This is a genomic window from Catellatospora tritici (assembly GCF_019083965.1).
Taxonomy (GTDB): Bacteria; Actinomycetota; Actinomycetes; order Mycobacteriales; family Micromonosporaceae; genus Catellatospora; species Catellatospora tritici.
On record NZ_JAHRCY010000025.1, the window covers coordinates 20,768 to 44,506 of the forward strand.

Here is a 23,739-nt window from a genome sequence, read left to right on the forward strand (position 1 = left end):
AACGGGACAGAAGCGATCATCGATCGCTGCTAGCCTGCCCGCATGCATGCCGACACCACCGCCATGCGGCAGGTCGCGGACGGATTCCGCGACGTGGCCACCGCGCTGCGCGACGAAGCCTTCCACCTCGGCCGCGAGGAGCTGCCGGTGGTGCTCGACGACTACGTCTACGCCGTGGCCAAGGTGCCCGAGGCACTCAGCGAGTTTCTGCGGGTCTGGTCGACCGAGCTGACCTGCACCGCCGACGCCTGCGGCGACATCGTGTTCGGCCTGGTCACCGCCGCGCAGGCGTATGACGACGCCGACAAGAACTCCGTCGTGGGAACCCGCTGATGGGCGCCTACCACCTGCGCAAGCTGATCGAGGCCAAGCAGCACATCGACGGCTCCTACGGCTACTGGGGCACCGGCGGCCTGCTCGATGGCATCGACGACGGCCTGTCCGCGCCGCACCTCACCGAGTTCTACGGCATCGCCGCCAACCTCGCCGACCGGCTGCGCGAATACGCCAAGCGCGTCGATGCCCAGGCCGTGCAGACGCACACCCTGGCCTCGCGCAAGCTCGACGCGGCCGTGGTCGGGCAGATGTCGGTGCCCGCCGCCGACGGCATGAAAGCGCTGGAGGGCGAACTCAAGCACATCGTCGACGTGCTCGGCGACGCCGCCGACGTGCTCACCGCACACGCGGCCGTCATGGTCGACGCGGCCCGGGAGGACGGTCGCGGCGTCGAGCAGCTGCGCGACGCCCGCGCCCGGGTCGCCGACATCGACGGCTTCTTCGACTACGACGGCGACGTCATGCGCGCCGCCCACCGCACCGCCATGGACGGCGTCAACGCCCGCGTGCACGCCCACACCGCCGCCCGCGACAGCGCCGACCGGGTCACCCGGACGCTCAACGACCTCACCAGCTCCGCGCGCCTGGCCAAGCTGGGCAGCTCGCCGCTGCGCGCCCTGGACGAGCTGATGATCGCCAACGCGGGCGCCGACGAGTTCCACGGCGTCATCCTCACCGCGGCCGCGGCCGACCGGGCTCAGCAGCGGCTCAACGGGCTCAGCGAAGCCGACCGGGCCGCGCTGCTGGCGCTGCTGGCCGCAGCCAAGTCGCCGTACGAGCGGGCGTACCTGCTCAAGGCCCTGGCCGCCGGGTACGGCGTCGGCGAGCTCACCAAGTTCGACCAGCAGATCCACGACCACGGCGACGACCCGGCCTGGCTCGACCGGCACCTGGCCCCGCTGGACACCAGCGCCAACCCGGTCCAGGGCGCCCACACCTCCACCATGTACGACGGCAAGGAGTGGACCCAGGGCCAGTACCCCACCTGCGTCGCCTCGTCCACGGTCACCGCCCGCGCCCAGGTCGATCCGCTGTACGCGCTGCAACTGACCACCGGTGGCCACCCCGGCGACCCCGCGTTCGACAACCCCGACGCGTTCGCCGCCCGGCTTCGTGACGAGCAGGAACGCGTCTACGACGGCGGGCGCAACATCTTCCAGAAGGGGTTCGGTGTCGACGGCATGGCCGACTGGCAGTCCACCTCGGTCGCCGACGAGGAGATCGGCGCCCACACCGGCATCGACTACCACGACGTCAAGCTCGGCGACGGCGACGCCCGCCGCGACGTGCTCACCGAGGTCGAGAAGGCCGTCGACAACGGCCTGCCGGTGCCGGTGTCGGTCAGCGACGACTGGACGCCCGACCACCAGATGATGATCGTCGGCCACGACGGCGGCATGCTGCAGATCTACAACCCGTGGGGCTACACCGTCTGGGTCAGCGAGGAGGACTTCATCAACGGGCACCTGGACAACGCCGTGGACAAGGACGTCCCGCCCACCCCGATCAGCATCCGGGTGCCCCGATGACCACGCCCCGACCGGCGGCCGGGCACCGCGTCACCGAGGCCGAACTGGCGGCACTGGACCCGGCGCCGCTGCTGGCCCGGTGGCCGTACGGGCCGCGCCTGTTCGCCGAGGGTGCCATCGCCGCCGCGATCTCGCTGCATCACCTGCGCACCCGGCCCCGCTCGCTGACGTTCCTGGCCGAGATCGTGCGCCGGGGCGGGCTGACGTTCGCGCTCGACCTGCCCGAGCCGATGCCGACGCCCGCGCAGGGCGCCCTGGTGCGTGAGTGGATCGCCGCCGCGGCCACCGTCGAGGACGTACCGTGGTTCGAGGTGGACGCGGCCCTGGCCCGCTGGCTCGACGCGGTCGCCACGATCCTGGCCATGCGCATGTCCCTGGCACGGCCGCCCGCACCGGGTGGCGAATGAGCGCCACGGCGCGGATCCGCCAGGCCCGCCACTTGTCCGGTTCCGCCACCGCGAGCAACGCTGCCTGATGAGGTCCGCGGCGTCGACACGCCTCGGACCGCGGTGACCGCCGCGCGATCGGAGCGGCGGTCACCCGCGCGGACCAGCGGTCGCGCCACCCCAGCCCTGGTGCGGTGGCGCGACCGCGTCGGCTCAGTGCCCGGCGGCTTCCAGCAGCTCGGCGACCGCGCGGGGCAGCGCCTCGCTGATCTTCTCCAGGTCGGGCAGGGCCACCCCGTCGGCGTACAGGCCGATGTGGACCTTGTCGCGGTAGCGCGACATGCCCACCGCGAGCGTGTGCCCGCTGGCCAACGGCGCGATCGGGTACAGCTCCTCCAGCTCGGCCCCGCCCAGCCGCAGCGGCAGCGGCGGCAGCGGCACACTGGTCACCACCAGGTCGAACAGCAGCGGCGCCGCGTGCGCGGCCAGTGGCGCGGCCAGCCGGTGCAGCGCGGGCGGAACCACCCCGGCCAGCACCGGGATCGCCCCGGCGCCCCGCAACGGCCCGCGCGCCTTGTTCGTCTCCATCTCGGCCCGGACCCGCCGCGCCCGCTCCACCGGGTCGTCCTCGCCCACCGGCAGCTCACACAGGTACGCCGACAGCTGGTTGCCGTCCTCACTGCCGCCCGAACGGGCCCGCTGGCTGGCCGGGATCAGCGCCCGCAGCCCCGGCAGCGGCCGCCCGTGCGTGGCCAGCCAGTGCCGCAACGCCCCGGTCACCACCGCCAGCAGCACATCGTTGACGGTGCCGCCCATGGCGCGCCGGATCCGCTGCAGCTCGCGCACCTCCAGCCCGACGAACGCCGCCCGGCGGGTGCCCGAGGGCGGTGCCAGCAGCGGCGACGGGGCCGGCGCCCGCATGGTGGCCAGCACCGCCGAGGCGATGTCGAACGCGCGGGTGGCCTGACCCAGCAGGCCGCTGGCGGTGCCGTACGCCCCCGCGGCCGCGCCGATCGCGCCGCCGAGCAGCTGACCGGACCGGCCCACCAGCCCCGACGGCTGCGGTGCCGTGGTCCGCCGCGCGGCCGCCGCCCGAGCCGACGGGAGCGACAGCCCGCCGTCCAGCAACGACAGCCCGATCCCGATCGCACCCTGGCCGTCGCACATGGCGTGGTGCATCTTGGCGAGCAGGCCGAACCGGCCGCCGTCCAGGCCGCTGACCACGTGCAGCTCCCACAGTGGCCGGTCACGGTCCAGCGGTGCCGCCATCACCTCGGCGACCAGCGCCGCCAGGTCCTCCCGGCCGCCACCGGGCAGCTCGTGATGGTGCACGTGCGCCCGCGGGTCGAAGTCAGGATCCTCGGCCCAGGCGGCACCGCCCGGCGGAAACGCCGTGGGCACGACGCGGCGGCGCATCCGGGGCACCTGCCGGGCCCGTTCGGTGAGCAGGCCCACCACTTCGGCCGCGGACGCCTGGGCGTCCGGGCGGAAAACGGCGACCGCGCCCAGATGCATGGGCGAGGCACTGTTCTCCAGGCACAGAAAAGACAGGTCCAGTGCGCTGAGCCGCGCGTCTTCCATCGGCATCCCTCAAGTCTCATGACGGCAAGGACCACGGGCCCCCGAGCCGGCTCCGCTGGCGTCAAGGGGGCTGACCTTGCGTACAACGTCTTAGACCACGTTAAGGGCGCGCGATGACACTGGCGTTACAGGCCCCGTCGAGCGTGTCGCCCGACACCCTCACGGCCACCGATCCAACGCATCGACCGCTGTGCCCGGTCATACCGGCGTGCTGGGTGGATTCTCCTCGCGCTCCAGGCGCAGCCGCTCGTCGTGGCTGATCAGACCCATCGCCTCCTGCGCCTTGGCGACGTCCTTGGCCTTCTGCCGGATCTCGTCCTCACGCGCGTGCTCGCGGCGGGACCGGCCGTCGGCCTGCCAGTGATCGTTGTGGGTGATCCGGCCGGCCACCTCCTCGGCCCGGCCCACCAGCCGCTGCGACACGTTGCTGAGCTTCGCCTCGATACCCATCGCCGCACACTCCCCCACGTGTCCGGGCCCCCTCCCGGATACCTCGATTGTGCGCCAGAAGCCGGGTCGCCGTCAGCGTTCGGCCGAGCGCCGGGTGCCGGTGTAGTACTCGAACAGCAGCGCGGCGGCGGTCACGATCACCCCGATTATCCCGAGCGCGATCAGCCACCACATCCAGAACACCAGCCCCAGCGACGCCACCAGCGCGGCCAGCGCCACCCCGAACGGCCAGTAGCTGCCAGGGCTGAAGAAGCCGACCTCCCCGGCTCCTTCGGCGATGTCGGCGTCGCGACGGTCCTCCGGCCGCAGGTCGATCCGGCGGGACACGAACCAGAAGTAGCCGCCGCACATCAGGCACAGCAGGCCGCTGAGGGTCAGCGTGGTGGTGCCGATCCAGTCGTATCCCTGCGCAGTGGTGCCGGTCCACAGCCAGTAGACGATGGCGGCCACGAACAGGAACCCGCTCACCCCGAGGAACAACCGGTACTCGGTCTTCACCCCTCACCCCTCTCACCGCAGGCGGCCCGTGACGGACCCGATCCCGTTTTAGCAGGATCAGGCGTCACGGGCCGGGGACTGGCGCGGGAATCAGCTCTGCATACTGCTGTTGACCGACTCACGCACCCGCTCGCCCGCGTGACCCAGCTGCCTGCGCAGCGAGACCACCGCCTCGTCGACCGGATGCCCGCGCAGTGCCTCGGCGACGGCGAAGCCGACGAAGGCTCCGACCGCGCCGGCGGCCAGCACCCACCCCCACCGCACCGGTGCGGGACGACCCGCCAGTACGTCGAAGGCGGCCGACGCCCGACGGCGCGCCTCGGTGCCGGTGCCGGTCAGGGTGTCCCTGACGGCCTCGGCCCGCTCGACGGCCTTCTCGGAGGCGACGTCGCGCGTCGAGCTGAGCCCCTTGAGGAACTCGTGCCAGGTGGCAGCCGCGACGCCCTCATGGTTCCGGGTTCCGAACATCGTTGTCTCCTGCCTCTCGCGAACGGCGACAAGGCTGGTATGCCCTACGCCGTGGCCTGCGAAACCGCGACCCGCGCCTCGTCCGAGTGCAGTTGGTAGACGCTGTAGGCCTGCCGGATCACCGGATGGGCGACGTTGCGCACCGGCACCCCGCCGGAGGTCATGCCGCGCTCGGTGCCCGCGTGTGCGTGCCCGTGCAGCGCCAGCGCCGTCGGCGCCGCGTCGATCGCCTGCGCCAGCAGGTACGACCCCAGGAACGGGTAGATCTCCAGCGGCTCCCCGTGCAGGGTCTCCGGCACCGGCGCGTAGTGCGTCAGCGCCACCAGCACATCGCAGTCCAGCCCCAGCAGGGCCGCCTCGAGGGCCTGCGCGCTGCGTTCGCTCGTACCCACGAACTCCTTCATCTCGCGCTCGCCGAACATGCTGGCGCACCGGCCCGCGAACCCGCCGCCGAAGCCCTTCACCCCGGCCACGCCCAGCCGCCCGGACGGGCAGTCCAGCACCACGCCGTCGCCCTCCAGCACGGTGATCCCGGACTGGCGCAGCACATCGGCCACCTCGACCTGCTGGTCGCTGTGGTGATCGTGGTTGCCCAGCACCGCCACCACCGGCACACCCAGGTCCCCGAACTCCTGCGCCACGCACTTGGCCTCGGCGGGCGTACCGTGCCGGGTCAGGTCCCCGGCCAGCAGCAGCGCGTCGGCCTGCTCGGGCAGCATCAGCAGCCGGGGCCGGTACCGGCCCAGCACGTCGATGTCCATGTGTACGTCGCCGACCGCGGCCACCCGCATCATGAAAGCACCTCCGGCTCGGCGGGTTCACGTACCGCCGTCACCGAGATGTCGTTGCACACCCTGCGATCCGGAAACCGCGCCAGCACACGCGCCTCGATCGCCTCACGCCGCGAGGCGCACTCGACCTGCCCGCGCAGCACCACCGTGCCGCCGTGCCAGACGACCTCGATGCCCTGCTCGGAGATCTCGTCGTCCTCGGTCAGCATCCGCTGCACCGCGGCGTCGATGTACTCGTCGCTGATGTCATGCTCGTTCACGCCCACTCCCTCCCGCGTCCCGCCTCACTGCGGCGAGATGACCTCCAACAGGCTGAGCAGGTACAGGCAGGCCTGCGCGTACGGCGATTCCTTGGTGTTGGCGCGCACCCGGTCCCAGTCGATCTGTTCGCGCAGCGAGCGGGCCAGCGGCAGCGCGCGCGCGAAGTCGCAGTGGTGCTGCGAGAAGGTCAGCAGCTTGTGCTCCATCAACGCGGTCGCCGACAGCACCGGGATGTGCAGCGCGCTGATCGGCATGATCTCGCTGTCGGCCAGCACCTCGTCGGTGACCGGACGCTGCACGGGACGGAAGATCAGATCGACCAGGCGGTCCTCGTCGAAAACCTTGACCAGCCAGTCCTCGGGCGGGCGCACCACTCGGAACCCTGCCTGTGCCAGCGCCGCCAGCGCGGGCTCCACATCCTGCTCGCGGAGCAGATAGTCCACGTCGTGGTCGCTGGAGGTGCCACCGCGCGCGTACGCGGCAAAACCTCCGGCCAGCACGAACGGAATCTCCGCGCGCTTGAGCACACTGGCCGACTTCTTCATCGTCTCCAGCAGCTCGGCACTGATCTCGCTCAGCATGCGGTGCCCATACCCCCGATGTGCAGGTTCCACACCTTCCCCACCCGCCTCCATCCTGCCCCAATCGGAGGTCGGATACCCTCACCTCGGCCGATGTCGTAGGGAGCGTCGTATGCGGGTTGTGCTCTTCGGGGCGACCGGGATGGTCGGGCAGGGTGTGCTGCGCGAATGCCTGCGCGACGAGGGGATCTCGGCGGTGCTGGTGGTCGGCCGCACCCCGACCGGGCAGAGCCACCCCAAGCTCACCGAGATCGTGCACTCCGACCTGTACGACCTGTCCCCCGTCGCCGATCGGCTCGCCGGTTACGACGCGTGCTTCTTCTGCCTGGGCGTGTCCTCGGCCGGGATGGGCGAGGCCGCCTACACCAGGGTCACCTACGAGCTGACGATGGCGGTGGCCCGCGTGCTGGCCCAGGCGGACCCGGGCATGCGGTTCGTCTACGTCTCCGGCGCCGGGACCGACAGCACCGAACGCGGCCGCAGCATGTGGGCGCGGGTCAAGGGCCGCACCGAGAACGCGCTGCTCGCGATGCCGTTCGACACGTACGTGTTCCGACCCGGGTTCATCCAGCCGATGCACGGGATCGTCTCCAAGACCGGCCTGTACCGGGTGGGATACGCGGTCACCGGCCCGCTCTATCCTCTGCTGCGCCGCCTGTTCCCGAGCGTGATCACCACCACCGAGAAGGTCGGCCTGGCCATGGTCCGGGTCGGCCACGACGGCGCTCGCGAGCGGATCCTGGGCAACCGCGAAATCAACGCCGTCGCAGCGTGAACGGGGTCGCCGCGACCTCGGCTGGAGCGCGGGCGGCCTTGGTCGGCAGCGCGACGGCGCCCGTCCCGCGCGGCGTGACGCCACCCGTCCTCGGGGGGCGCGACGGCGCCCATCCTCACGGCGCGACGGCGCCCGTCCTCACGGCGCGACGGCGCCCGCCCTCGGGGCGGGGGCCCCGTGGAATGATCAGCGACGTGACCACCCCTCACCTTCCGGTCATCCGCCCCCGCGACCTCGCCGACCTGCCCGGCTGCGTCACCGCGCTGGCCGCCGTGCACGCCTCCGGCACCGGGTACCCGACCCGCTGGCCCGCCGATCCCATCGCCTGGCTGACCCCCGGCGACGTCGAGCAGGGCTGGGTCGCCCTGCTCGACGACATGGTCGTCGGCCATGTGCTGCTACGTGACACCCCGGGCCACGGCCACAACATCAGCCGCCTGTTCGTCTCACCCGCCGCGCAGGGCGCCGGGGTGGCCTCGGCGCTGCTCGGCGCCGCCGTGGACTGGGCCCGCGCCCGCGAGCTCCCGCTGATGCTGGAGGTGACCGCCCACGCCGCGGCCGCGATCGCGCTGTACGAGCGCACCGGCTGGCGCCGCACCGGCACGAGCGCGGCGGCCTGGACCGCCCCGGACGGCAGCCCCGTCACCGTGCACCGATACGTGCTCGAAGCCTGACCCGCCTGACCCGCCTGGCCAGCACACCCGCCACCTGGCTCCGCCGTACGCGACCGCGACCGCGACCGCGGTGGCGACCGCGGCTGCGGCTGTCGCTGCGGCGGCGCGAGGCTATGGCGGTGTCGGTTTGTCGGTGGTCGGTGCTTGACTGCTCGGATGGCTGATGACGCGGAGATCATTGAGTTCGCCTCGGCGGAGGCGTTCGAGCAGTGGCTGGCGGCACACCCGGACGCCGACGCGCCGGGGCTCTGGTTGAAGCTGGCCAAGGGGGTGCCCGGGGCGCTGAACTACGCGCAGGCGCTGGACGTGGCGTTGTGCCACGGGTGGATCGACGGGCAGAAGAAGGCGCTCGACGAGTCGTACTGGCTGCAGAAGTTCACGCCGCGTCGGGCCCGCAGCCGCTGGTCGAAGGTCAACCGGGACAAGGTCGAGGCCCTGATCGCGGCGGGGCGGATGCGCCCGGCCGGGCTCGCCGAGATCGAGCGGGCCAAGGTCGACGGGCGCTGGCAGGCGGCGTACGACAGCCCGCGCACCGCCGAGGTGCCCGCGGACCTGGCCGAGGCCCTGGCCGCCGACGAGCCCGCGGCGGCGTTCTTCGCCACCCTGAACAGCGCCAACCGGTTTGCGATCCTGCACCGGATCCAGGAGGCCAAGAAGCCGGAGACCCGCGCCCGGCGGATCGCGCAGTACGTCGCCATGTGCGCCGAGGGTCGCAAGATCTACCCGTGACCTGCCCACTCGCGGGCATGACCCGCCGCGCGTGACTACCATGGCGATCATGGCTGAGGTGAGGGTCGAGCGGACCGACGACGGCGGATTCTTCGCCACCAATGCGCGCGGCGCGCGCGTGGAGATCGGCGGGTCCGATCAGGATGGCGTGTTCACGCCGGTCGAGCTGCTGCTCGTGGCGCTGGGCGGCTGCGAGATCGTGACGGTCGAGCCGCTGACGGCCAAGCGCGGCCACCGGCTGGTCAAGCTCGCCGTGCGCGTCGACGCGGAGAAGGTTGAGACCAGCAAGCTCGGGCCGGTGACGGCGACGTACGAGATCGAGCTGCCGCCGGGCGACGACAAGGCCGCCGAGGTGTTCGAGGCGGTGGCGCACCGGGTGCACGAGGGCTACTGCACCGTCGGCCGCGCCCTGCGCGAACCCACCGACACCATCCAGGTCCTGCCGCCCCGCCCCTGAGGTCTTGCGGGTAAGGAAGGGCACCTTCTCAAGGACGTCCGTCAAGAAGGTGCCCTTCCTTACTCCGAAGCCCGCGGGGCGAGGACTAGCCCAGGGTGCAGGCGGAGCCGTTGAGCGTGAACGCCGTCGGGTTGGGGTTCGAGCCGCTGTAGGTGCCCTGAACGCCGAACTGGGCGTTGCCGCCCGGCGCGATGGTGCCGTTCCAGCCCACGTCGCGGGCGGTCACCGAGGTGCCGGTCTGGGTCAGCGTGGCGTTCCAGCCGCCGGTCAGCGCCTGGTTGCCCGAGAACGTCCAGGCCAGGGTCCAGCCGCCGATCGTGGTCGTACCGGTGTTGGTGATGGTCACGTTGGCGGTGAACCCGGTGCCCCAGTTGTTCGGCACCCAACCGACCTTGCAGCTCGCGCCACCGCCGCCGGGCAGCGTGGTCACCGTGACCGTGTTCGAGTTGCCAGACACGTTGCCCGGCAGGTCCACGGCGCGGACGTAGTACCGGTACGTGCTCGCCGCCGCCAGCCCGGTCACCGCGAACGTGGTCGTGCTCGCGCCGGTGGTGCCGAGCTGGGTGAACGTGCCGCCGGAGGCGCCCGGGGCCTGGAACACCTGGTATCCGGCCACCGCGACGTCGTCGGTGGACGCCGTCCAGCTGAGCGTCACGCCGCTGCTGCTCACGTTCGAGGCGGTCAGGCTGCCCGGGGCGGTCGGCGGGGCGCCGTCGACGATGGTGGTGCTGAACGTCCCGGTCGCCGAGCGGGTCGACCGGTTGCCCGCGGCGTCGCGGGCGTACACCGCGACCGTATAGCTGGTGGAGGCGGACAACCCGGTCAGCGCGACCGTGTTCGTGGTCGCCGTGGCCAGGGTGGTCTCGGTCGAGCCCTGGACGCGTACCACGTCGTAGCCGGTGACCCCGACGTTGTCGGTCGAGGCGGCCCAGCTCAGCGTGGCGCTGTTGGTGCCGATCTGGCTCGCCGACGGGGTGCCCGGCGTGCTCGGCGGGGTGGTGTCGACCGGCGGCTGGGTCGAGTACGTCAGGCCGTAGCCGTACGCGAACAGCGGGGTCTTGCCGTCGCCGTCGTTGATCGGCTGCTGGCTCGCACTGCTCATCCAGGTCATCGGCAGCTTGCCGGTCGGCGCGACGACGTTGAAGAGCACATCGGCCACGCCCTGTCCCTCGGTGCCGGGCAGCCAAGCCGCGACCAGCGCGTTCCAGTTCGGCAGCTGCGACGCGATGTCCAGCGGCCGCCCCGACACCAGCACCACGACCACCGGCACGCCGGAGTTGCGCAGCGTGGTCAGCGTGGCCAGGTCGGTGCTGTCCAGCCCCAGGTCACCGGTCCGGTCGCCCTGGCCCTCGGCGTACGGCTGCTCGCCGACGACGGCGATCGCCACCTTGTACGAGCTGTCGATGCCGCCGCCGTTGGCGCTGTAGGTGACCGTCGCCCCCGACCCGACCGTGTTCCGGATGCCCTGCAGGATCGTGGTGCCCGGGGTGGTGTTGCCCGAGGCGCCCTGCCAGGAGACGGTCCAGCCGCCGCTCTGCAGGCCGATGTTGTCGGCGTGCCGCCCGGCCACGAAGATCTTGCCGCCGCCCGTCGCGATCGGCAGCACGTTGTTGCTGTTCTTCAGCAGCACCAGCGACTGCGCGACGGCGCTGCGGGCGAGGGTCCGGTGCGCGGCACTGCCCACACTGGACGTGAAGGTTCGGTCGGCCAGCGGCTTCTCGAACATGCCGAGTTCGAACTTCTTGGTCAGGATGCGCCGCACCGCGTCGTCGATGCGCGCGGTGGTGACCCGGCCTGCGTTGACCTCGGTGCGCAGCAGGTCGATGAACGTCTTCCAGGCCGTGGGCACCATCACCATGTCGATGCCCGCGTTGACCGCGCTGCGTACGTCGGTGGCGCTCATGCCGGTGGCGCCGTCGATCTGGTCGATGCCGTTCCAGTCCGACACCACGAAGCCGGTGAAGCCCAGCTCTCCCTTGAGGACGGTGGTGATCAGGTACTGGTTGCCGTGCAGCTTGGCACCGTTCCAGCTGCTGTAGGAGATCATGACCGAGCCGACGCCCTTGGCGATGGCGGCCTGGAACGGCGGCAGGTGGGTCGCGCGCAGCTCCGCCTCGGAGATCTGGGTGTTGCCCTGGTCGGTGCCGTTGGTGGTGCCACCGTCGCCGACGTAGTGCTTGGCCGTGGCCAGCACCGAGGCGGTGCCGCCCAGGCTGCTGCCCTGCAGGCCGGTCACGATGGTGGCCATCGAGCTGACCAGCTCGGGCTTCTCGCCGAACGACTCGTAGGTGCGGCCCCAGCGGTCGTTGCGGGCCACGCACAGGCAGGGCGCGAAGTCCCAGTCGACGCCGGTGCCGGTGACCTCCTCGGCCACGGCCCGGCCGATGTCCTGCACCAGGGTCGGGTTGCGGGTCGCGCCCAGGCCGATGTTGTGCGGGAAGATCGTGGCGCCGACGACGTTGTTGTGGCCGTGCACGGCGTCCGCGCCGTACAGGATCGGGATGCCCAGCGGGGTGGCCAGGGCGGCGCGCTGGAAGTTGTCGGTCATGTCGGCCCAGCCGGTGGCGTTGTTCGACGAGGGCGCCGAGCCACCGCCGGACAGCACGGAGCCGAGCCGGTACGAGGTGATCTCGCCGGTGCTGACCGAGGCCCGTTCGGCTTGGGTCATCTGGCCGAGCTTGTCGTCCAGGTTCATCCGTGAAAGCAGGTCGCTGACGCGGGTGGCGACGGGCAGGGACGGGTCCTGGTAGGGCAGGCCGGCGGCGCCGACCGAGGTCGGTACGGCGAGCACGCTCGCACCGACCAGCGCGACCAGCAGGACGCGGGTACGCAGCAGTCTCATGGGGTTTCCCGGGTACACGGGCGGGACGGGTCCCGCGATGCGGAGTCCCTCAGCCCGGCGGTGCCGACTGCCGACCGAGGGTGTTCTGGCCCACCTGCCCGGATGGGTGGGAGCGCTCCCGCACCCACCTTACGTGACATTCACACCCGTGAAAACCCCCGGAAACCGCCGGGTTCGGGTGGGACGATGCCGGTGGGGACTGCCCGGCTGAGCTGGGCGGACGCGGCGCGCTACGCGTGGGGGGATGCAGATGATGCTGTCCGGCAAGCGGGTGCTGGTGTTCGCCGCCGACGAGCGGCTGGGCGGGGCCGCAGCCCGCCACCTGGCCCGGCACGGCGCGACGGTATGGGTCAGCGGCCGCGACGAGGACGCCGTCAACACCCTCGCCGAGAAGATCCGCGCCGACGGCGGCGAGGCGACCGCGGCGTCGGTCGACCCGGGCGACCGCGACGAGGTCCGCGGCCATCTCACCGAGGTCGCCGCCGGCGGCCCGGTCGACACGGTGGTGAACGTGCTGGCGCTGACGGGGGTCGCGGCCGGGGACGGCGTGCCGTACCACGACCTCGATCCGGCGGCCCTGACCGGCGCGCTCGGGCACGTGGTCGGGGCGCAGTTCCTCACCGGCGCCGAGGCGGCCCGGGTGATGCTGCCCGTACGGCGCGGCTCGATCATCACGGTCGCCTCGACCGACGGCCGCAGCGGCCGCCCGCACACCGGCGCACTGGGCGCGATCGCGGGTGCGCTGGAGGCACTGACCCGCAGCATGGCCACCGAGTACGGCCGTAACGGCATCCGGGTCAACCACGTACGCACCGGCCACAGCAGCGCCCCGCGCATGTTCGCCGAGAACGCCCTGGGCCGCCCGGTCACCGCCGACGAGGTCGCCGCGGCGATCGCCTGGCTGGCCAGCGACGAGGCGGCCGGGGTCACCGGGCAGGTGCTGGAGGTCAGCGGCGGCGAGCACGGCACCACCGACGCCGTCGCCCGAGAGGGGGAACGTCATGTCGAACTCGATCTACCATGACGAATACGGTTCCATCAGTCATGACGACGCCAGGCACGTACTTGAGCTGACCTGGTCGCCCGCGACCGACCACATCAGCGACGCCGACTTCCGGGCCCTGCTGAGCCGGTTCGCCCAGACCGCCGAGCAGCTGCCCACCGAGTACCTGGTGGTCGACGAGCGGCAGCTGCATCACCGTCCCGACGCCGATTTCGACGCCTGGTGCGACCAGAACCTCGTCCCGCACTGGAACCGGGCCGGAGTGACCAAAATGGCCTATCTGTCGCCGCCCGCCTACGCGGCCGAGGCCGAACCGGCGCCGGAGGGTCCAGCCGAGTTCCCGACCTGCCACTTCGACTCGATGCAGTCGGTCCGCGACTGGTTCGCCACCGCCTGACCGCCGCGCCCACCGTCCAACCCGGTCACGTGCGACACGCCGGGCCGATCGCCCGTGGATGATCGCCGGCGTCGGTCCGAAGGCGGGCTGGAGCTGCGGCAACCGACCGCAAACGACGATCATCGGGCCGGACCGCACCTTAACAGAGGCCGTACCATATTAAAAGCGGATATTTTCCTGCGATCAGGACTTCCGCTCACCCCTCCCGACCACTAAGAATTGGTACGAACCGGACGCAAGGAACACACCGCGCGTTCCGGTACACACCGGCGGCTTCCCCCCGCCGGTTCCTCCTATCCAGGGGTGGTGATCGTGGTGTCCGTAGACGCCCGCACAGAGGTCGACAATGGACAGCGGCAGCAGTCTCTCGCGACTGCCGCGGCCCGCAACCTCGCGACGACGACCAAGTCCGCGCCGCAGATGCAGGAGATCTCCTCCCGGTGGCTGCTGCGCGTACTGCCGTGGACGCAGGTCAAGGGCGGTACCTACCGGGTCAACCGGCGGCTGAGCTACGCCGTCGGCGACGGCCGGGTCAGCTTCACCACCGCCGGCGGCCAGGTCCGCGTGGTGCCGCCGGAGCTGTGCGAACTGCCGCTGCTGCGCGGCTTCGACGACCCCATGGCCCTGGAGGCCCTGGCCGACCGGTTCCGGCAGCACGAGTACGCCCCCGGCGACGTCATCGTCACCAGCGGCGAGCCCGCCGACCAGGTTTTCCTGCTCGCCCACGGCAAGGTCAACCGCATCGGCACCGGCAAGTACGGCGACAGGATCGTGCTCGGGGTGCTCGCCGACGGCGAGTACTTCGGCGAGCAGGCGCTGACCCAGGCGGGGACGACCTGGGACACCACCGTCAAGGCGGTCACCTCCTGCATCGTGCTGTCGCTGCCGCGCACCGCGTTCGAGGAGGTCGCCGCGCTGTCGGAGAGCCTGCGCGAGCACGTACGGCGCCGCCGCGACAGCCCCATCCCGGCGCAGAACAAGCACGGCGAGGCCGCGATCGACATCTCGGCGGGCCACGTCGGCGAGGCGCAACTGCCCGGCACGTTCGTCGACTACGAACTGACCCCGCGCGAGTACGAGCTCAGCGTCGCCCAGACCGTGCTGCAGGTGCACACCCGCGTCGCCGACCTCTACAACGAGCCGATGAACCAGATCGAGCAGCAGTTGCGGCTGACCATCGAGGCGCTCAAGGAGCGTCAGGAGTACGAACTGATCAACAACCGCGAGTTCGGGCTGCTCAGCAACGCCGACCTCAAGCAGCGCATCCACACCCGGACCGGTCCGCCCACGCCCGACGACCTCGACGAGCTGCTCAGCCGGCGGCGCAGCTCGCACGCGTTCCTCGCCCACCCGAAGGCCATCGCCGCGTTCGGCCGCGAGTGCACCCGCCGCGGCATCTACCCCGGCGGCACCGAGCTGGACGGCTCGGGCGTGCCCGCCTGGCGCGGGGTGCCGCTGCTGCCCTGCAACAAGATCCCGATCAGCGAGAACGGCACCACCTCGATCCTGGTGATGCGCCTGGGCGAGGCCGAGCAGGGCGTCATCGGCCTGCACCAGCCCGGCATCCCGGACGAGTACCAGCCGAGCCTGTCGGTGCGGTTCATGGGCATCAACGACAAGGCGATCATGTCGTACCTGGTGAGCGCCTACTACTCGGCGGCGATCCTGGTGCCCGACGCCCTCGGCGTGCTCGAGAACGTCGAGCTCGGCCACTGACCACCGCACCAGACGAGGAGGTGATCCCTGTGAGTACGGTCGACCTGCTGGCCCGGGGCCAGTCCGCCCGGGAGGTGCTCGCCTGGAGCCGTGAGATCGTCGACCCCGCGCTGCGCGAGGCGGTGGACCGCCTGCCGCCGTCCATGCGGCGCATCGCGGGATACCACTTCGGCTGGTACGACGCCGACGGCGTGCCCGCCGGCGCGGACGCGGGCAAGGCCATGCGGCCCGCGTTCACGCTGGCGGCCGCCGAGGCGGTCGGGGGCGCCGCCGCCGACGCGGTGCCCGCCGCGGTGGCGGTGGAGCTGGTGCACAACTTCTCCTTGCTGCACGACGACGTGATGGACGGCGACGTGACCCGCCGCCACCGCCCGACCGCCTGGAGCGTGTTCGGGCAGGCGTCGGCGATCCTGGCCGGGGATGCGCTGCTGTCACTGGCCTACGACGTGCTGGCCGGGTGCGGCCATCCGGCCGCGGCGCAGGCCGGGCGGATGCTGCACGCGGCGGTGCTGGAACTGATCGACGGGCAGGCCGCCGACCTCGCGTTCGAGGAGCGCGACGACGTGACCGTGCCCGAGTGCCGGGCCATGGCCGAGGCGAAGACCGCGGCTCTGCTCGGCGGGGCGTGCGCGTTGGGCGGCCTGTTCGGCGGGGCCGACCCGGACCGGGTCGCCGGGCTGCGCACCTTCGGCACCCGACTCGGCCTGGCCTTCCAGTACGTCGACGACCTGCTCGGCATCTGGGGCGACCCGGCCGTCACCGGCAAACCGGTCCACTCCGACCTGCACAGCCGCAAGAAGTCGCTGGTCGTGGTGGTGGCGCTGACGTCGGGCACCCCGGCCGGGCGGGAGCTGGAGCTGCTGTACCGGCTGGACCGGGCGCTGACCGAGGCGGAGGTGGTCCGGGCCGCGGAGCTGATCGAGGCGGCCGGGGCGCGTACCACCGGCCGCGGCGCCGCCAACGAGCTGCTGGCCGACGCCATCAGCGCCCTGCACACCACACACCCACGCCCGCACGGGGCGGCGGCGCTGCACGCACTGGCCCGGATGGCCACGCACCGGCAGCGCTGAGCACCGGACAGAGGGGTCCGGCGGCCTACTTGCCGCCGGGCCCCTCCAGCAGTTGGACCAGTTTCGTCACGGTGTTCCAGTTGCGGGCGGTGGCGATCTCCACCGACAGCCGCTTCTGGAAGAAGGCCTGGGTGAGCTTGCTGTCGGCGATGCCGTCGGGCAGCCACACGTACACCTCGCGGCGACCGGCGACCATCACCTCGGTGCCGTACGCGGCGCGGTCGATCGCGTCGAGGGTCTGCTGGGTGACCCGGGCGGACAGGAACACCACCAGGTAGCGGGACGGGTCGGTGACCCGGTCGGCCAGCGGATCGGCGGCCACGACCGAGGACAGTTCGTCCTGGCCGCGCACCAGCACGCCGACCTCGGCGCCGAACCGCTGCCCGATCGCCGCCGAGATCTGGTCGGCCAGCGCGGCCTCGTCGGTCTCGCCGCTGCCGAACAGGGCGTTGCCGCTGCGCAGGTGGGTCGCCACGTCAGTGTGGCCGAGCCCGGTCAGCAGCTCCTTCAGCTCCGCCATCGGGATCTGCTTGTTGCGGCCCACGTTGATGCCGCGCAGCAGCGCCACGTACCGGCTCATCGCTCGTTCCTCTCCGCTCAGGCCTGGCAGACCGAGCACCAGTACGAGTTGCGCCCGGCCAGTTCACCCCGGCTGACCGCGGTGCCGCAGACCAGGCACGGCTGGCCGGGGCGGCGGTAGACGTACACCTCGCCGCCGTGGCGGTCGACGCGCGGTGGCCGCCCCATCGCCTCGGGGGTGTGCTCGAGCCGTACCGTGTCGATCCGCCCGGTGACCACCGCCTGGGCCATCAGCTGCCGCAGGTCGTCCCAGATCGCCTGCCACGCCGCCTCGGTCAGTTCCCGGCCTGGCATGGTCGGGGCGATCCGCGCCCGGTACAGCGCCTCCAGCACGAAGATCAGGCCGGTCCCGGCCACGATCGACTGGTCCAGCAGCAGCGCGGCCAGGGCGTTGCCGCTGCGGCGGATGCGCGCGTACGCCTGCTCGGGCTTGGCGTCGGGACGCAGCGGGTCGGCGCCCAGCCGGGCCCGCAGCTCATCCACCTGCGGCGGGTCGAGCAGCTCGCAGGCGGTCGGGCCGCGCAGGTCGAGCCAGTGGCGCGCGTTGGTCAGCCGCAGCCGCACCTGGCCGATCGGATCCGGGGCGGGCAGGTCGCCGTCGGCGAACTTGCCGTACAGCCCCAGGTGCACGTGCAGGGTCAGGCCGCTGTCGTAGTGGTGCAGCAGGTGCTTGCCGTAGGCCTCGGTGTCGACCAGGACCGCCCCGGACAGCCGCGCCGCGCCCACGGCGAACCGCCCCTGCGGGCTGGCCGCGGCCACCGGGCCGCCGGCGAACAGCTCGCGGTGGCGGTCGGCGAGTCGCCGTACGGTATGTCCTTCGGGCACCGGCCCACCCTAGCCGCCGCCATCGGGCCGGTGGCACCGCGGCGGGGCGTACCGCCAAGATCGCCCTGATTGCGGCGTGGCGGACCGGACGGATATCTTCTGTGGCCGAATGACTGCCCGGAAGGAACCCCTCGATGACCCTGTCGCAGTCGCCCCCGGTCGCCGCCGCGCCCGAGTACGCCGAGTCCGCGGACGACACCGCGGTACTGGCCCCGGTACCGGCGGAACCGGCGCGGCGACACGGCGGCGACTTCCGGGGCGACATCGCCGGGCTGCGTGCGGTGGCCGTCGGCCTCGTCCTGCTCTACCACGCCGGGCTGCCGTTCCTGCCGGGCGGCTTCGTCGGCGTCGATGTCTTCTTCGTCATCTCCGGGTTCCTGATCACCGGTCAGCTGCTCGGCGAGATCGACCGCACCGGCCGGGTCTCGCTGGCCGGTTTCTACGCCCGCCGCGCCAAGCGGATCCTGCCCGCCGCCGCGGTGGTGCTGGTGGCGGTGGCCGCCGTAGGCCGGTTCCTGCTGCCCCGCACGGTGTGGGAGACCACCGGCGGCGACATCGTCAGCGCGGCGACCTACGTCGTGAACTGGCGGCTGGCCGACCGGGCGGTCGACTACCTGGCCCGCGACACCGCCCCCTCCGCGGTGCAGCACTTCTGGTCGCTGGCGGTCGAGGAGCAGTTCTACATCGTCTGGCCGCTGCTGATCATCCTGGCGATCCTCGCCGCCCGGGTGCTGCGCCGGGTCCCGGCCCGGGTGCTGATCAGCCTCGGGCTCGCGGTCGGGACCGCGCTGTCGCTGGCCTGGTCGATCCACTACACGGCCGTCTCGCCGCAGCGCGCGTTCTTCGTCTCCACCACCCGCATGTGGGAGCTGGCGCTGGGCGCGGGCCTGGCCCTGGCGGCCGCGCGGACCGCCCGGCTGCCCCGCAAGGTCGCGATCGTGCTCGGCTGGGCCGGTCTGGTGGCCGTCACCGCCGCGGCGGTGCTGATCACCGAGAACACGGCCTGGCCCGGGTACGCCGCCGCGCTGCCCACCCTTGGCGCGGGGGCGGTGATCGCCGCCGGTGTCGCCGCGGGCCGGGGCGGCCCCGTGGCGCTGCTGGGCACCCGGCCCTTCCGCTGGGTCGGCGAACTGTCCTACTCGCTGTACCTGTGGCACTGGCCGATGCTGGTCCTGGCGGCGGCGTACTGGGACGGGCTGTCGGTCCAGCGCGGCCTGCTGGTCGCCGCGGCCTCGGTCGTCCCGGCCTGGCTCACCTACCGGCTGGTCGAGAACCCGATGCGCTACGCGCGGTCGGTGTCGCGTTCGCCCCGCCTGGCGCTCAGCCTCGGCGGCAACATGACGCTGGCCGGGATCTGCGCCGGTCTGGTGCTGACCATGTCGGGCGTGTTCGCGGCCGGTTCGGTCGACACTCCGCGTACGCCGATCGGCGCCGGGTTGCTGCCGCGAACCGGCATCAGCGAGCGCGCCGCGCAGATGCAGGACAGCTTCGAGTACATCTACCCCGACCCGCTGAAAGCGGCCAACGACGCGCCCGACAGCGCGAGCGTCTGCTTCCAGAGCGCCGATCCGGCCGACGTCATCTGGTGCACCTACGGCAACCCGCAGGGCAAGACCAAGGTGGCGCTGGTCGGCGACTCGAAGATGGACCAGTGGCTGCCCGCGTTCCAGGCCGTCGCGGCCCAGAACGACTGGCAGCTCGACATCGCGTTCAAGGCGGCCTGCCCGTTCACCACCGCCACCACGCTGAGCGGCGGCGACGCGGCCAAGCCGTACACGTCGTGCACGCAGTGGAACGCGACCCTGCTGCAGACCCTGGTCGAGCGGCGCTACACGTACGTGTTCACCTCGCACGGCTCCGGCAAGGCGGCCGGACCCGACGGCGCCGCCTCGGCGCAGGCACTGGCCGACGGAATGCGCCAGGCGTGGGCGCGACTGGACGCGGTCGGCACCAAGGTCGTCGCGGTCGCCAACAACCCGTCACCCACCGTGAAGATGACCGACTGCGTCGACAAGCACCGGACGAAGCTGACGGCCTGCGGTTTCGACTGGCAGCGCCACGACCGGGACGAGGCGTTCCAGACCCAGCAGCTCGCCCTGTCGGGCGCGCCGAAGGTGAAGCTGGTCGACCTGTTCGACTTCATCTGCCCGACGCTGAAGTGCCCGGCGGTGGTCGGCAACGCGATGATCTACCGCAACGGCTCGCACATCACCGCGACGTACGTCCGGACGCTCACCCCGTTCCTGGCCGACGCGCTGCGCAAGGCCGGGGTCGAGGTGACCTACACGGCGGCCACCAACGGCGGCTGACCCCACCAGCCCACGGCTGGTGGCTGGTGGCTGGTGGCTGGTGGCTAGCGATGATCGCTGTCTCCGGTCACTATCTCGGCTGTAGGACGCCCTTTTGACCGACGACGGCGATCATCGACCGGAACAGGCCCGAAGATCGCGACTACCGGTCAGCACACTGCACGGCCCGAGGGCCGAAACCCACTTTCCGACCGACAACACCGATCACCGGCGCGACCGGTCGGACTACTCTCCCGGCTCGGCCGGACGGCCGGGGCCAGGGCCGGGGCCAGGGCGCAGGCCGTCGCGCATACGACCGAGCGACGAGCGGATCGCCGCGCGCTCCTCGGCGGACAGCTGATCGATCATGTGCTGGCGCACCGCGGCGACGTGGCCCGGGGCGGTGTCGGCGAGCTTGCGGGCGCCCGCGGCGGTCAGTTCGGCGTGCATCCCGCGCCGGTCGTCGTCGCACTCGACCCGGCGCACCCACCCGGCGGCTTCCAGTCGGGTGACGGCTCGGGTGACACCGCTACGGGAGGAGAAGGTAGCGTCGGCCAGGTCACGCATGCGCATGCGCCGCCCTGGCGCCTCCGACAGGTGGACCAGCAGTTCGTAATCGGTGAACGAGACCCCGGAGTCGGTCTCCAGCTGGCGGTCCAGTGCCTGTATGAGCAGCCGGGTGCCCTCGAGGTAGGCCCGCCAGGTGTCCTGCTCGTCGCTGTCGAGCCAGCGCACTTCTGCCATGCGCACAGTCTAGCGGGAATAGTTGACGACGCAATTATGTCGTGTATCTTGCATTGGTTGACACCGCAACGACACGGAGGTCGCGATCATGAGGCTGTCCACCGCCACACCCCGCCGGGAGCTCATCGACGTGCGCTCGGCCGGCGAGCGCGCCAAGACCCGGATCTCCTGGCTGAACTCCAAGCACTCGTTCTCGTTCGGGCAGCACTGGGACCCGCGCAACACCCACCACGGCCTGCTGCTGGTCAACAACGACGACATCGTCACGCCCGGCTTCGGCTTCGAGACGCATCCGCACCGCGACATGGAGATCGTCACCTGGGTGCTGCGCGGCTCGCTGGTGCACCAGGACTCCACCGGACACTCCGGCGTGATCTACCCAGGCCTGGCCCAGCGGATGAGCGCCGGCACCGGCATCCTGCACTCCGAGAAGAACGACTCCTGGCGGCTGCAGGGCGCCCGGCACGCCGACCCGGTGCACTTCATCCAGATGTGGGTGGTCCCGGACACCGACGGCATCACCCCGGGCTACGAGCAGCTGGAGATCGAGGACGAGCTGCTTCGCGGCGGCCTGGTCACCGTCGCCTCCGGCATGAAGGAGCACCGCGACGCCGCGGCGATCCGCATCCGCAACCGGCATGCCGCGCTGCAGGTGGCGCGGCTGCGGTCCGGTGACAGCGCGGAGCTGCCGCACGCGCCGTACCTGCACGTGTTCGTCGCCCGCGGCGAGGTCGCGCTGGAGCAGGCCGGGCCGCTGGCGCAGGGCGACGCGGTACGGCTGACCGCCAGCGGCGGCCAGCGCCTGACCGCCACCACCGACGCCGAGGTGCTGGTCTGGCAGATGCACGCCACCATCGCATCGTGACCTGCGCCGCACCCCGCCCCTCCGCCCGCGCGACCGTCATGATCGCCCGGCAGGAGGGGCGGACGCCGTACGCGAAGATGTTTAGGATCGTGCGGTGACCGCCCCCCACGTAACGACCGCCGCCACCGCCGCCGACCCCACGGCCGCGGCGCCCACCACTGCCGCCACCGGCAAACGCAGAGTCCCGTGGCGGACGGACGCGCTGGCCCTGGCGGCCTATGTGGGTCTGGTGCTGCTGGTGACCTGGCGGGTCTGGCCGCACCCGCGCGGCCTCTACCTGGGGGTGCAACCGCCCGACCAGCTCTTCAACGAGTGGATGCTCGCCAACGACGCGCACACCCTCACCGACCCCACCAACCCGTTCTTCACCAGCCTGCAGAACGCCCCGCTCGGGGTGAACCTGGTGACCAACGTCGGGCTGCAGCTGCTCGGCTTCCTGACCGCCCCGATCACCCTGCTCCTGGGCGCGACGGCGTCGTACCTGCTGATCATGACGATGAACCTGGTCGCCACCGCGTACGCCTGGTACTGGGTGCTGTCCCGGCACGTGGTCCGCTCGCCGTGGGCGGCCGCGCTCGGCGGAGCCTTCCTCGGCTTCTGCCCCGCCATCATCTCCCAGTCCAGCGGACACCCGCACATCACCGCCCAGTGGCTGCTGCCGTTCATCCTGTGGCAGGTCGTGCGGTTGACGACCCCGGGGCCGGTGCTGCGGCGCGGCCTGGTCCTCGGCGCCCTGATCACCGTCCAGTTCTTCCTCGGCCTGGAGGTCCTGTTCCTCACCGCGCTCGGCTGCGGCATGGCCGCCCTGGCCTACGCCGTCCTGCGCCGACGCGAAGCGGTCAAGGCCGCCCCCCGCGCCCTGGGCAGCCTCGCGATCGCCGGGGTGATCGTGCTGGCCTTCGCCGCGTACCCGATGTGGATGCAGTTCGCCGGACCCCAGCACCGCACCGGACACCCGCTCGCGGGCGAGCACGCACTGGGACTCGGCGCCTTCTTCAAGTTCGCCAGCCAGTCCCTGGCGGGCGGGCCGGGCAGCGGCAAGGGCTTCACGCCCAACGCCACCGAGGAGACCAGCTTCCTTGGCTGGCCCCTGCTGCTGCTGGTCGCCGTCCTGGTGGTGTGGCTGCGCCGCGACCTGGCTGTCCGCGTCCTGGCCGTCGCCGGCGCGATCGCCGGTCTGCTGTCGCTGGGCCCCGAGATCGGGTGGCATCGGGGCGGGTCCTGGTTCACCGGGCCATACGCGCTGATCGAGCACCTGCCGGTGATGGACTCCGTGGTCCCGGCCCGGTTCGCCCTGATCACCACGGTGACGGTCGGGCTGCTGCTGGCCCTGGCCACCGACCGGATCATCACCGACCCGCCCCGGCTGGGCGCCCTGCCGCCACGCCCGCTGTACGTGCTCGCACTGGCCGCCGCGCTACTGCCGATCGCACCCACCCCGCTACCGGTCAAGGCGCGCCCGCACGTCCCGGCGTTCATCACCGCCGGCACCTGGAAGCAGTACGTCGCCCCCGGCCACACCCTGGTCCCGGTGCCGATCGACAACTACGTCTCACTCAACTGGAGCGCGCGGGCGCTGACCGGGTTCGCGGTCCCGCAGGGCTACTTCCTCGGCCCGACCTCGGCCACCGACAGCACCGGGCGCTGGGGCGCCATCCCGCAGCCCACCTCGGTGCTGCTGACCGACGTGGCGGCCGGTAAGCGCGGCACGGACGTCACCGACGCCGACCGCGCCCAGGCCCTGGCCGACGCCAGGTACTGGAAGGCCGACGCGTTGGTGCTCCCGGTGGCCCACCGCGCCGCCGCCCAGCTGCACACGGTCATGGACGCCCTCTACGGCCCCGGCACCGCCGTCGGCGACGTGTGGGTCTGGGACGTGCGCGGACGCTGACCG

The 23,739-nt window shown here is 71.9% G+C and carries 25 protein-coding genes; 14 read left to right on the forward strand and 11 right to left on the reverse strand.

Annotated features, from left to right (window positions below; all coding sequences use genetic code 11):
* Positions 1–42 precede the first annotated feature (42 nt).
* Genes KUA19_RS35530 through KUA19_RS35540 form a run of 3 tightly spaced genes read left to right on the forward strand, consistent with a single transcriptional unit; the run spans position 43 to position 2,272 of the window.
* The gene (locus tag KUA19_RS35530; protein WP_217403280.1) at positions 43–333 is read left to right on the forward strand and encodes a hypothetical protein; all 291 of its coding nucleotides are present in this window, start codon (positions 43–45) and stop codon (positions 331–333) included.
* Complete coding sequence (locus KUA19_RS35535) at positions 333–1,865, forward strand: hypothetical protein (protein ID WP_217403281.1); 1,533 nt, start codon at positions 333–335, stop codon at positions 1,863–1,865. Before KUA19_RS35530 ends, KUA19_RS35535 begins: the two co-directional genes overlap by 1 nt.
* Complete coding sequence (locus KUA19_RS35540; protein ID WP_217403282.1) at positions 1,862–2,272, forward strand: hypothetical protein; 411 nt, start codon at positions 1,862–1,864, stop codon at positions 2,270–2,272. The genes KUA19_RS35535 and KUA19_RS35540 overlap by 4 nt, the downstream gene beginning before the upstream one ends.
* A 192-nt stretch (positions 2,273–2,464) precedes the next feature.
* Here KUA19_RS35540 and KUA19_RS35545 read toward each other — a convergent pair whose 3' ends face one another.
* From KUA19_RS35545 to KUA19_RS35575, 7 genes are all read right to left on the reverse strand, one after another.
* Positions 2,465–3,838 (reverse strand): wax ester/triacylglycerol synthase family O-acyltransferase, encoded by a 1,374-nt coding sequence (locus KUA19_RS35545; protein ID WP_217403284.1) that lies wholly within the window; start codon positions 3,836–3,838, stop codon positions 2,465–2,467.
* Between the two features lie 192 nt (positions 3,839–4,030).
* Complete coding sequence (locus KUA19_RS35550) at positions 4,031–4,282, reverse strand: hypothetical protein (RefSeq protein WP_217403286.1); 252 nt, start codon at positions 4,280–4,282, stop codon at positions 4,031–4,033.
* 72 nt (positions 4,283–4,354) lie between these two features.
* Positions 4,355–4,780 carry a cytochrome c oxidase subunit 4 gene (locus tag KUA19_RS35555; protein WP_217403288.1) on the reverse strand — a complete coding sequence of 142 codons (426 nt, stop codon included), beginning with the start codon at positions 4,778–4,780 and terminating at the stop codon, positions 4,355–4,357.
* 90 nt (positions 4,781–4,870) lie between these two features.
* On the reverse strand, positions 4,871–5,248 hold the full coding sequence (locus KUA19_RS35560) for a hypothetical protein (RefSeq protein ID WP_217403290.1): 378 nt from the start codon (positions 5,246–5,248) through the stop codon (positions 4,871–4,873).
* Positions 5,249–5,292: 44 nt separating this feature from the next.
* Positions 5,293–6,042 (reverse strand): metallophosphoesterase family protein, encoded by a 750-nt coding sequence (locus KUA19_RS35565; protein WP_217403292.1) that lies wholly within the window; start codon positions 6,040–6,042, stop codon positions 5,293–5,295.
* The gene (locus KUA19_RS35570) at positions 6,039–6,299 is read right to left on the reverse strand and encodes a BON domain-containing protein (RefSeq protein ID WP_308167831.1); all 261 of its coding nucleotides are present in this window, start codon (positions 6,297–6,299) and stop codon (positions 6,039–6,041) included. The genes KUA19_RS35565 and KUA19_RS35570 overlap by 4 nt, the downstream gene beginning before the upstream one ends.
* Positions 6,300–6,323: 24 nt before the next feature.
* A complete protein-coding gene (locus KUA19_RS35575; protein WP_217403293.1) occupies positions 6,324–6,881 on the reverse strand; it encodes a nucleotidyltransferase family protein in 558 nt (185 codons plus the stop codon).
* Positions 6,882–6,993: 112 nt separating this feature from the next.
* On the opposite strand from KUA19_RS35575, the gene KUA19_RS35580 reads away from it, so the two are divergent.
* The 4 genes from KUA19_RS35580 to KUA19_RS35595 all read left to right on the forward strand — a co-directional run bounded on the left by KUA19_RS35580 (position 6,994) and on the right by KUA19_RS35595 (position 9,516).
* The gene (locus KUA19_RS35580; protein ID WP_217403294.1) at positions 6,994–7,656 is read left to right on the forward strand and encodes an NAD(P)H-binding protein; all 663 of its coding nucleotides are present in this window, start codon (positions 6,994–6,996) and stop codon (positions 7,654–7,656) included.
* Between the two features lie 194 nt (positions 7,657–7,850).
* Complete coding sequence (locus KUA19_RS44230) at positions 7,851–8,330, forward strand: GNAT family N-acetyltransferase (RefSeq protein WP_217403295.1); 480 nt, start codon at positions 7,851–7,853, stop codon at positions 8,328–8,330.
* A 156-nt stretch (positions 8,331–8,486) separates the two neighbouring features.
* Positions 8,487–9,059 carry a YdeI/OmpD-associated family protein gene (locus KUA19_RS35590; protein WP_217403296.1) on the forward strand — a complete coding sequence of 191 codons (573 nt, stop codon included), beginning with the start codon at positions 8,487–8,489 and terminating at the stop codon, positions 9,057–9,059.
* Between the two features lie 49 nt (positions 9,060–9,108).
* Positions 9,109–9,516, forward strand: coding sequence for an OsmC family protein (locus KUA19_RS35595; RefSeq protein WP_254550630.1), 408 nt, complete (start codon positions 9,109–9,111; stop codon positions 9,514–9,516).
* Positions 9,517–9,601: 85 nt separating this feature from the next.
* On the opposite strand, the gene KUA19_RS35600 is transcribed toward KUA19_RS35595, so the two are convergent.
* Positions 9,602–12,358 carry a glycoside hydrolase family 3 N-terminal domain-containing protein gene (locus KUA19_RS35600; RefSeq protein ID WP_217403298.1) on the reverse strand — a complete coding sequence of 919 codons (2,757 nt, stop codon included), beginning with the start codon at positions 12,356–12,358 and terminating at the stop codon, positions 9,602–9,604.
* A 244-nt stretch (positions 12,359–12,602) separates the two neighbouring features.
* Between KUA19_RS35600 and KUA19_RS35605 the strand changes: the two genes are divergently transcribed.
* From KUA19_RS35605 to KUA19_RS35620, 4 genes are all read left to right on the forward strand, one after another.
* The gene (locus KUA19_RS35605; protein ID WP_217403299.1) at positions 12,603–13,382 is read left to right on the forward strand and encodes an SDR family NAD(P)-dependent oxidoreductase; all 780 of its coding nucleotides are present in this window, start codon (positions 12,603–12,605) and stop codon (positions 13,380–13,382) included.
* Positions 13,360–13,758, forward strand: a complete 399-nt coding sequence (locus KUA19_RS35610) for a hypothetical protein (protein WP_217403300.1) — start codon at positions 13,360–13,362, stop codon at positions 13,756–13,758. The genes KUA19_RS35605 and KUA19_RS35610 overlap by 23 nt, the downstream gene beginning before the upstream one ends.
* A 312-nt stretch (positions 13,759–14,070) precedes the next feature.
* Entirely contained in the window at positions 14,071–15,474 is a 1,404-nt protein-coding gene (locus tag KUA19_RS35615; protein ID WP_308167832.1) for a family 2B encapsulin nanocompartment shell protein, read from the forward strand.
* A 29-nt stretch (positions 15,475–15,503) separates the two neighbouring features.
* The gene (locus KUA19_RS35620) at positions 15,504–16,544 is read left to right on the forward strand and encodes a family 2 encapsulin nanocompartment cargo protein polyprenyl transferase (RefSeq protein WP_308167833.1); all 1,041 of its coding nucleotides are present in this window, start codon (positions 15,504–15,506) and stop codon (positions 16,542–16,544) included.
* A gap of 25 nt (positions 16,545–16,569) precedes the next feature.
* Here the strand turns inward: KUA19_RS35620 and KUA19_RS35625 are convergent, their stop codons facing one another.
* Positions 16,570–17,124: a DUF1697 domain-containing protein gene (locus KUA19_RS35625; protein WP_217403301.1), complete on the reverse strand. Its 555-nt coding sequence runs from the start codon at positions 17,122–17,124 to the stop codon at positions 16,570–16,572.
* A gap of 17 nt (positions 17,125–17,141) precedes the next feature.
* Complete coding sequence (locus KUA19_RS35630) at positions 17,142–17,948, reverse strand: Fpg/Nei family DNA glycosylase (RefSeq protein WP_217403302.1); 807 nt, start codon at positions 17,946–17,948, stop codon at positions 17,142–17,144.
* A 134-nt stretch (positions 17,949–18,082) separates the two neighbouring features.
* Here KUA19_RS35630 and KUA19_RS35635 point away from each other — a divergent pair, with 134 nt between their 5' ends.
* A complete protein-coding gene (locus tag KUA19_RS35635; RefSeq protein WP_217403303.1) occupies positions 18,083–20,257 on the forward strand; it encodes an acyltransferase family protein in 2,175 nt (724 codons plus the stop codon).
* A 225-nt stretch (positions 20,258–20,482) separates the two neighbouring features.
* On the opposite strand, the gene KUA19_RS35640 is transcribed toward KUA19_RS35635, so the two are convergent.
* A complete protein-coding gene (locus tag KUA19_RS35640; RefSeq protein ID WP_217403304.1) occupies positions 20,483–20,980 on the reverse strand; it encodes a MarR family winged helix-turn-helix transcriptional regulator in 498 nt (165 codons plus the stop codon).
* 88 nt (positions 20,981–21,068) lie between these two features.
* Between KUA19_RS35640 and KUA19_RS35645 the strand changes: the two genes are divergently transcribed.
* Together KUA19_RS35645 and KUA19_RS35650 are read left to right on the forward strand one after the other, a co-directional pair.
* Positions 21,069–21,845, forward strand: coding sequence for a pirin family protein (locus KUA19_RS35645; RefSeq protein ID WP_217403305.1), 777 nt, complete (start codon positions 21,069–21,071; stop codon positions 21,843–21,845).
* A gap of 94 nt (positions 21,846–21,939) precedes the next feature.
* Complete coding sequence (locus tag KUA19_RS35650) at positions 21,940–23,736, forward strand: DUF6311 domain-containing protein (protein WP_217403307.1); 1,797 nt, start codon at positions 21,940–21,942, stop codon at positions 23,734–23,736.
* The last annotated feature ends 3 nt before the right edge of the window (positions 23,737–23,739 follow it).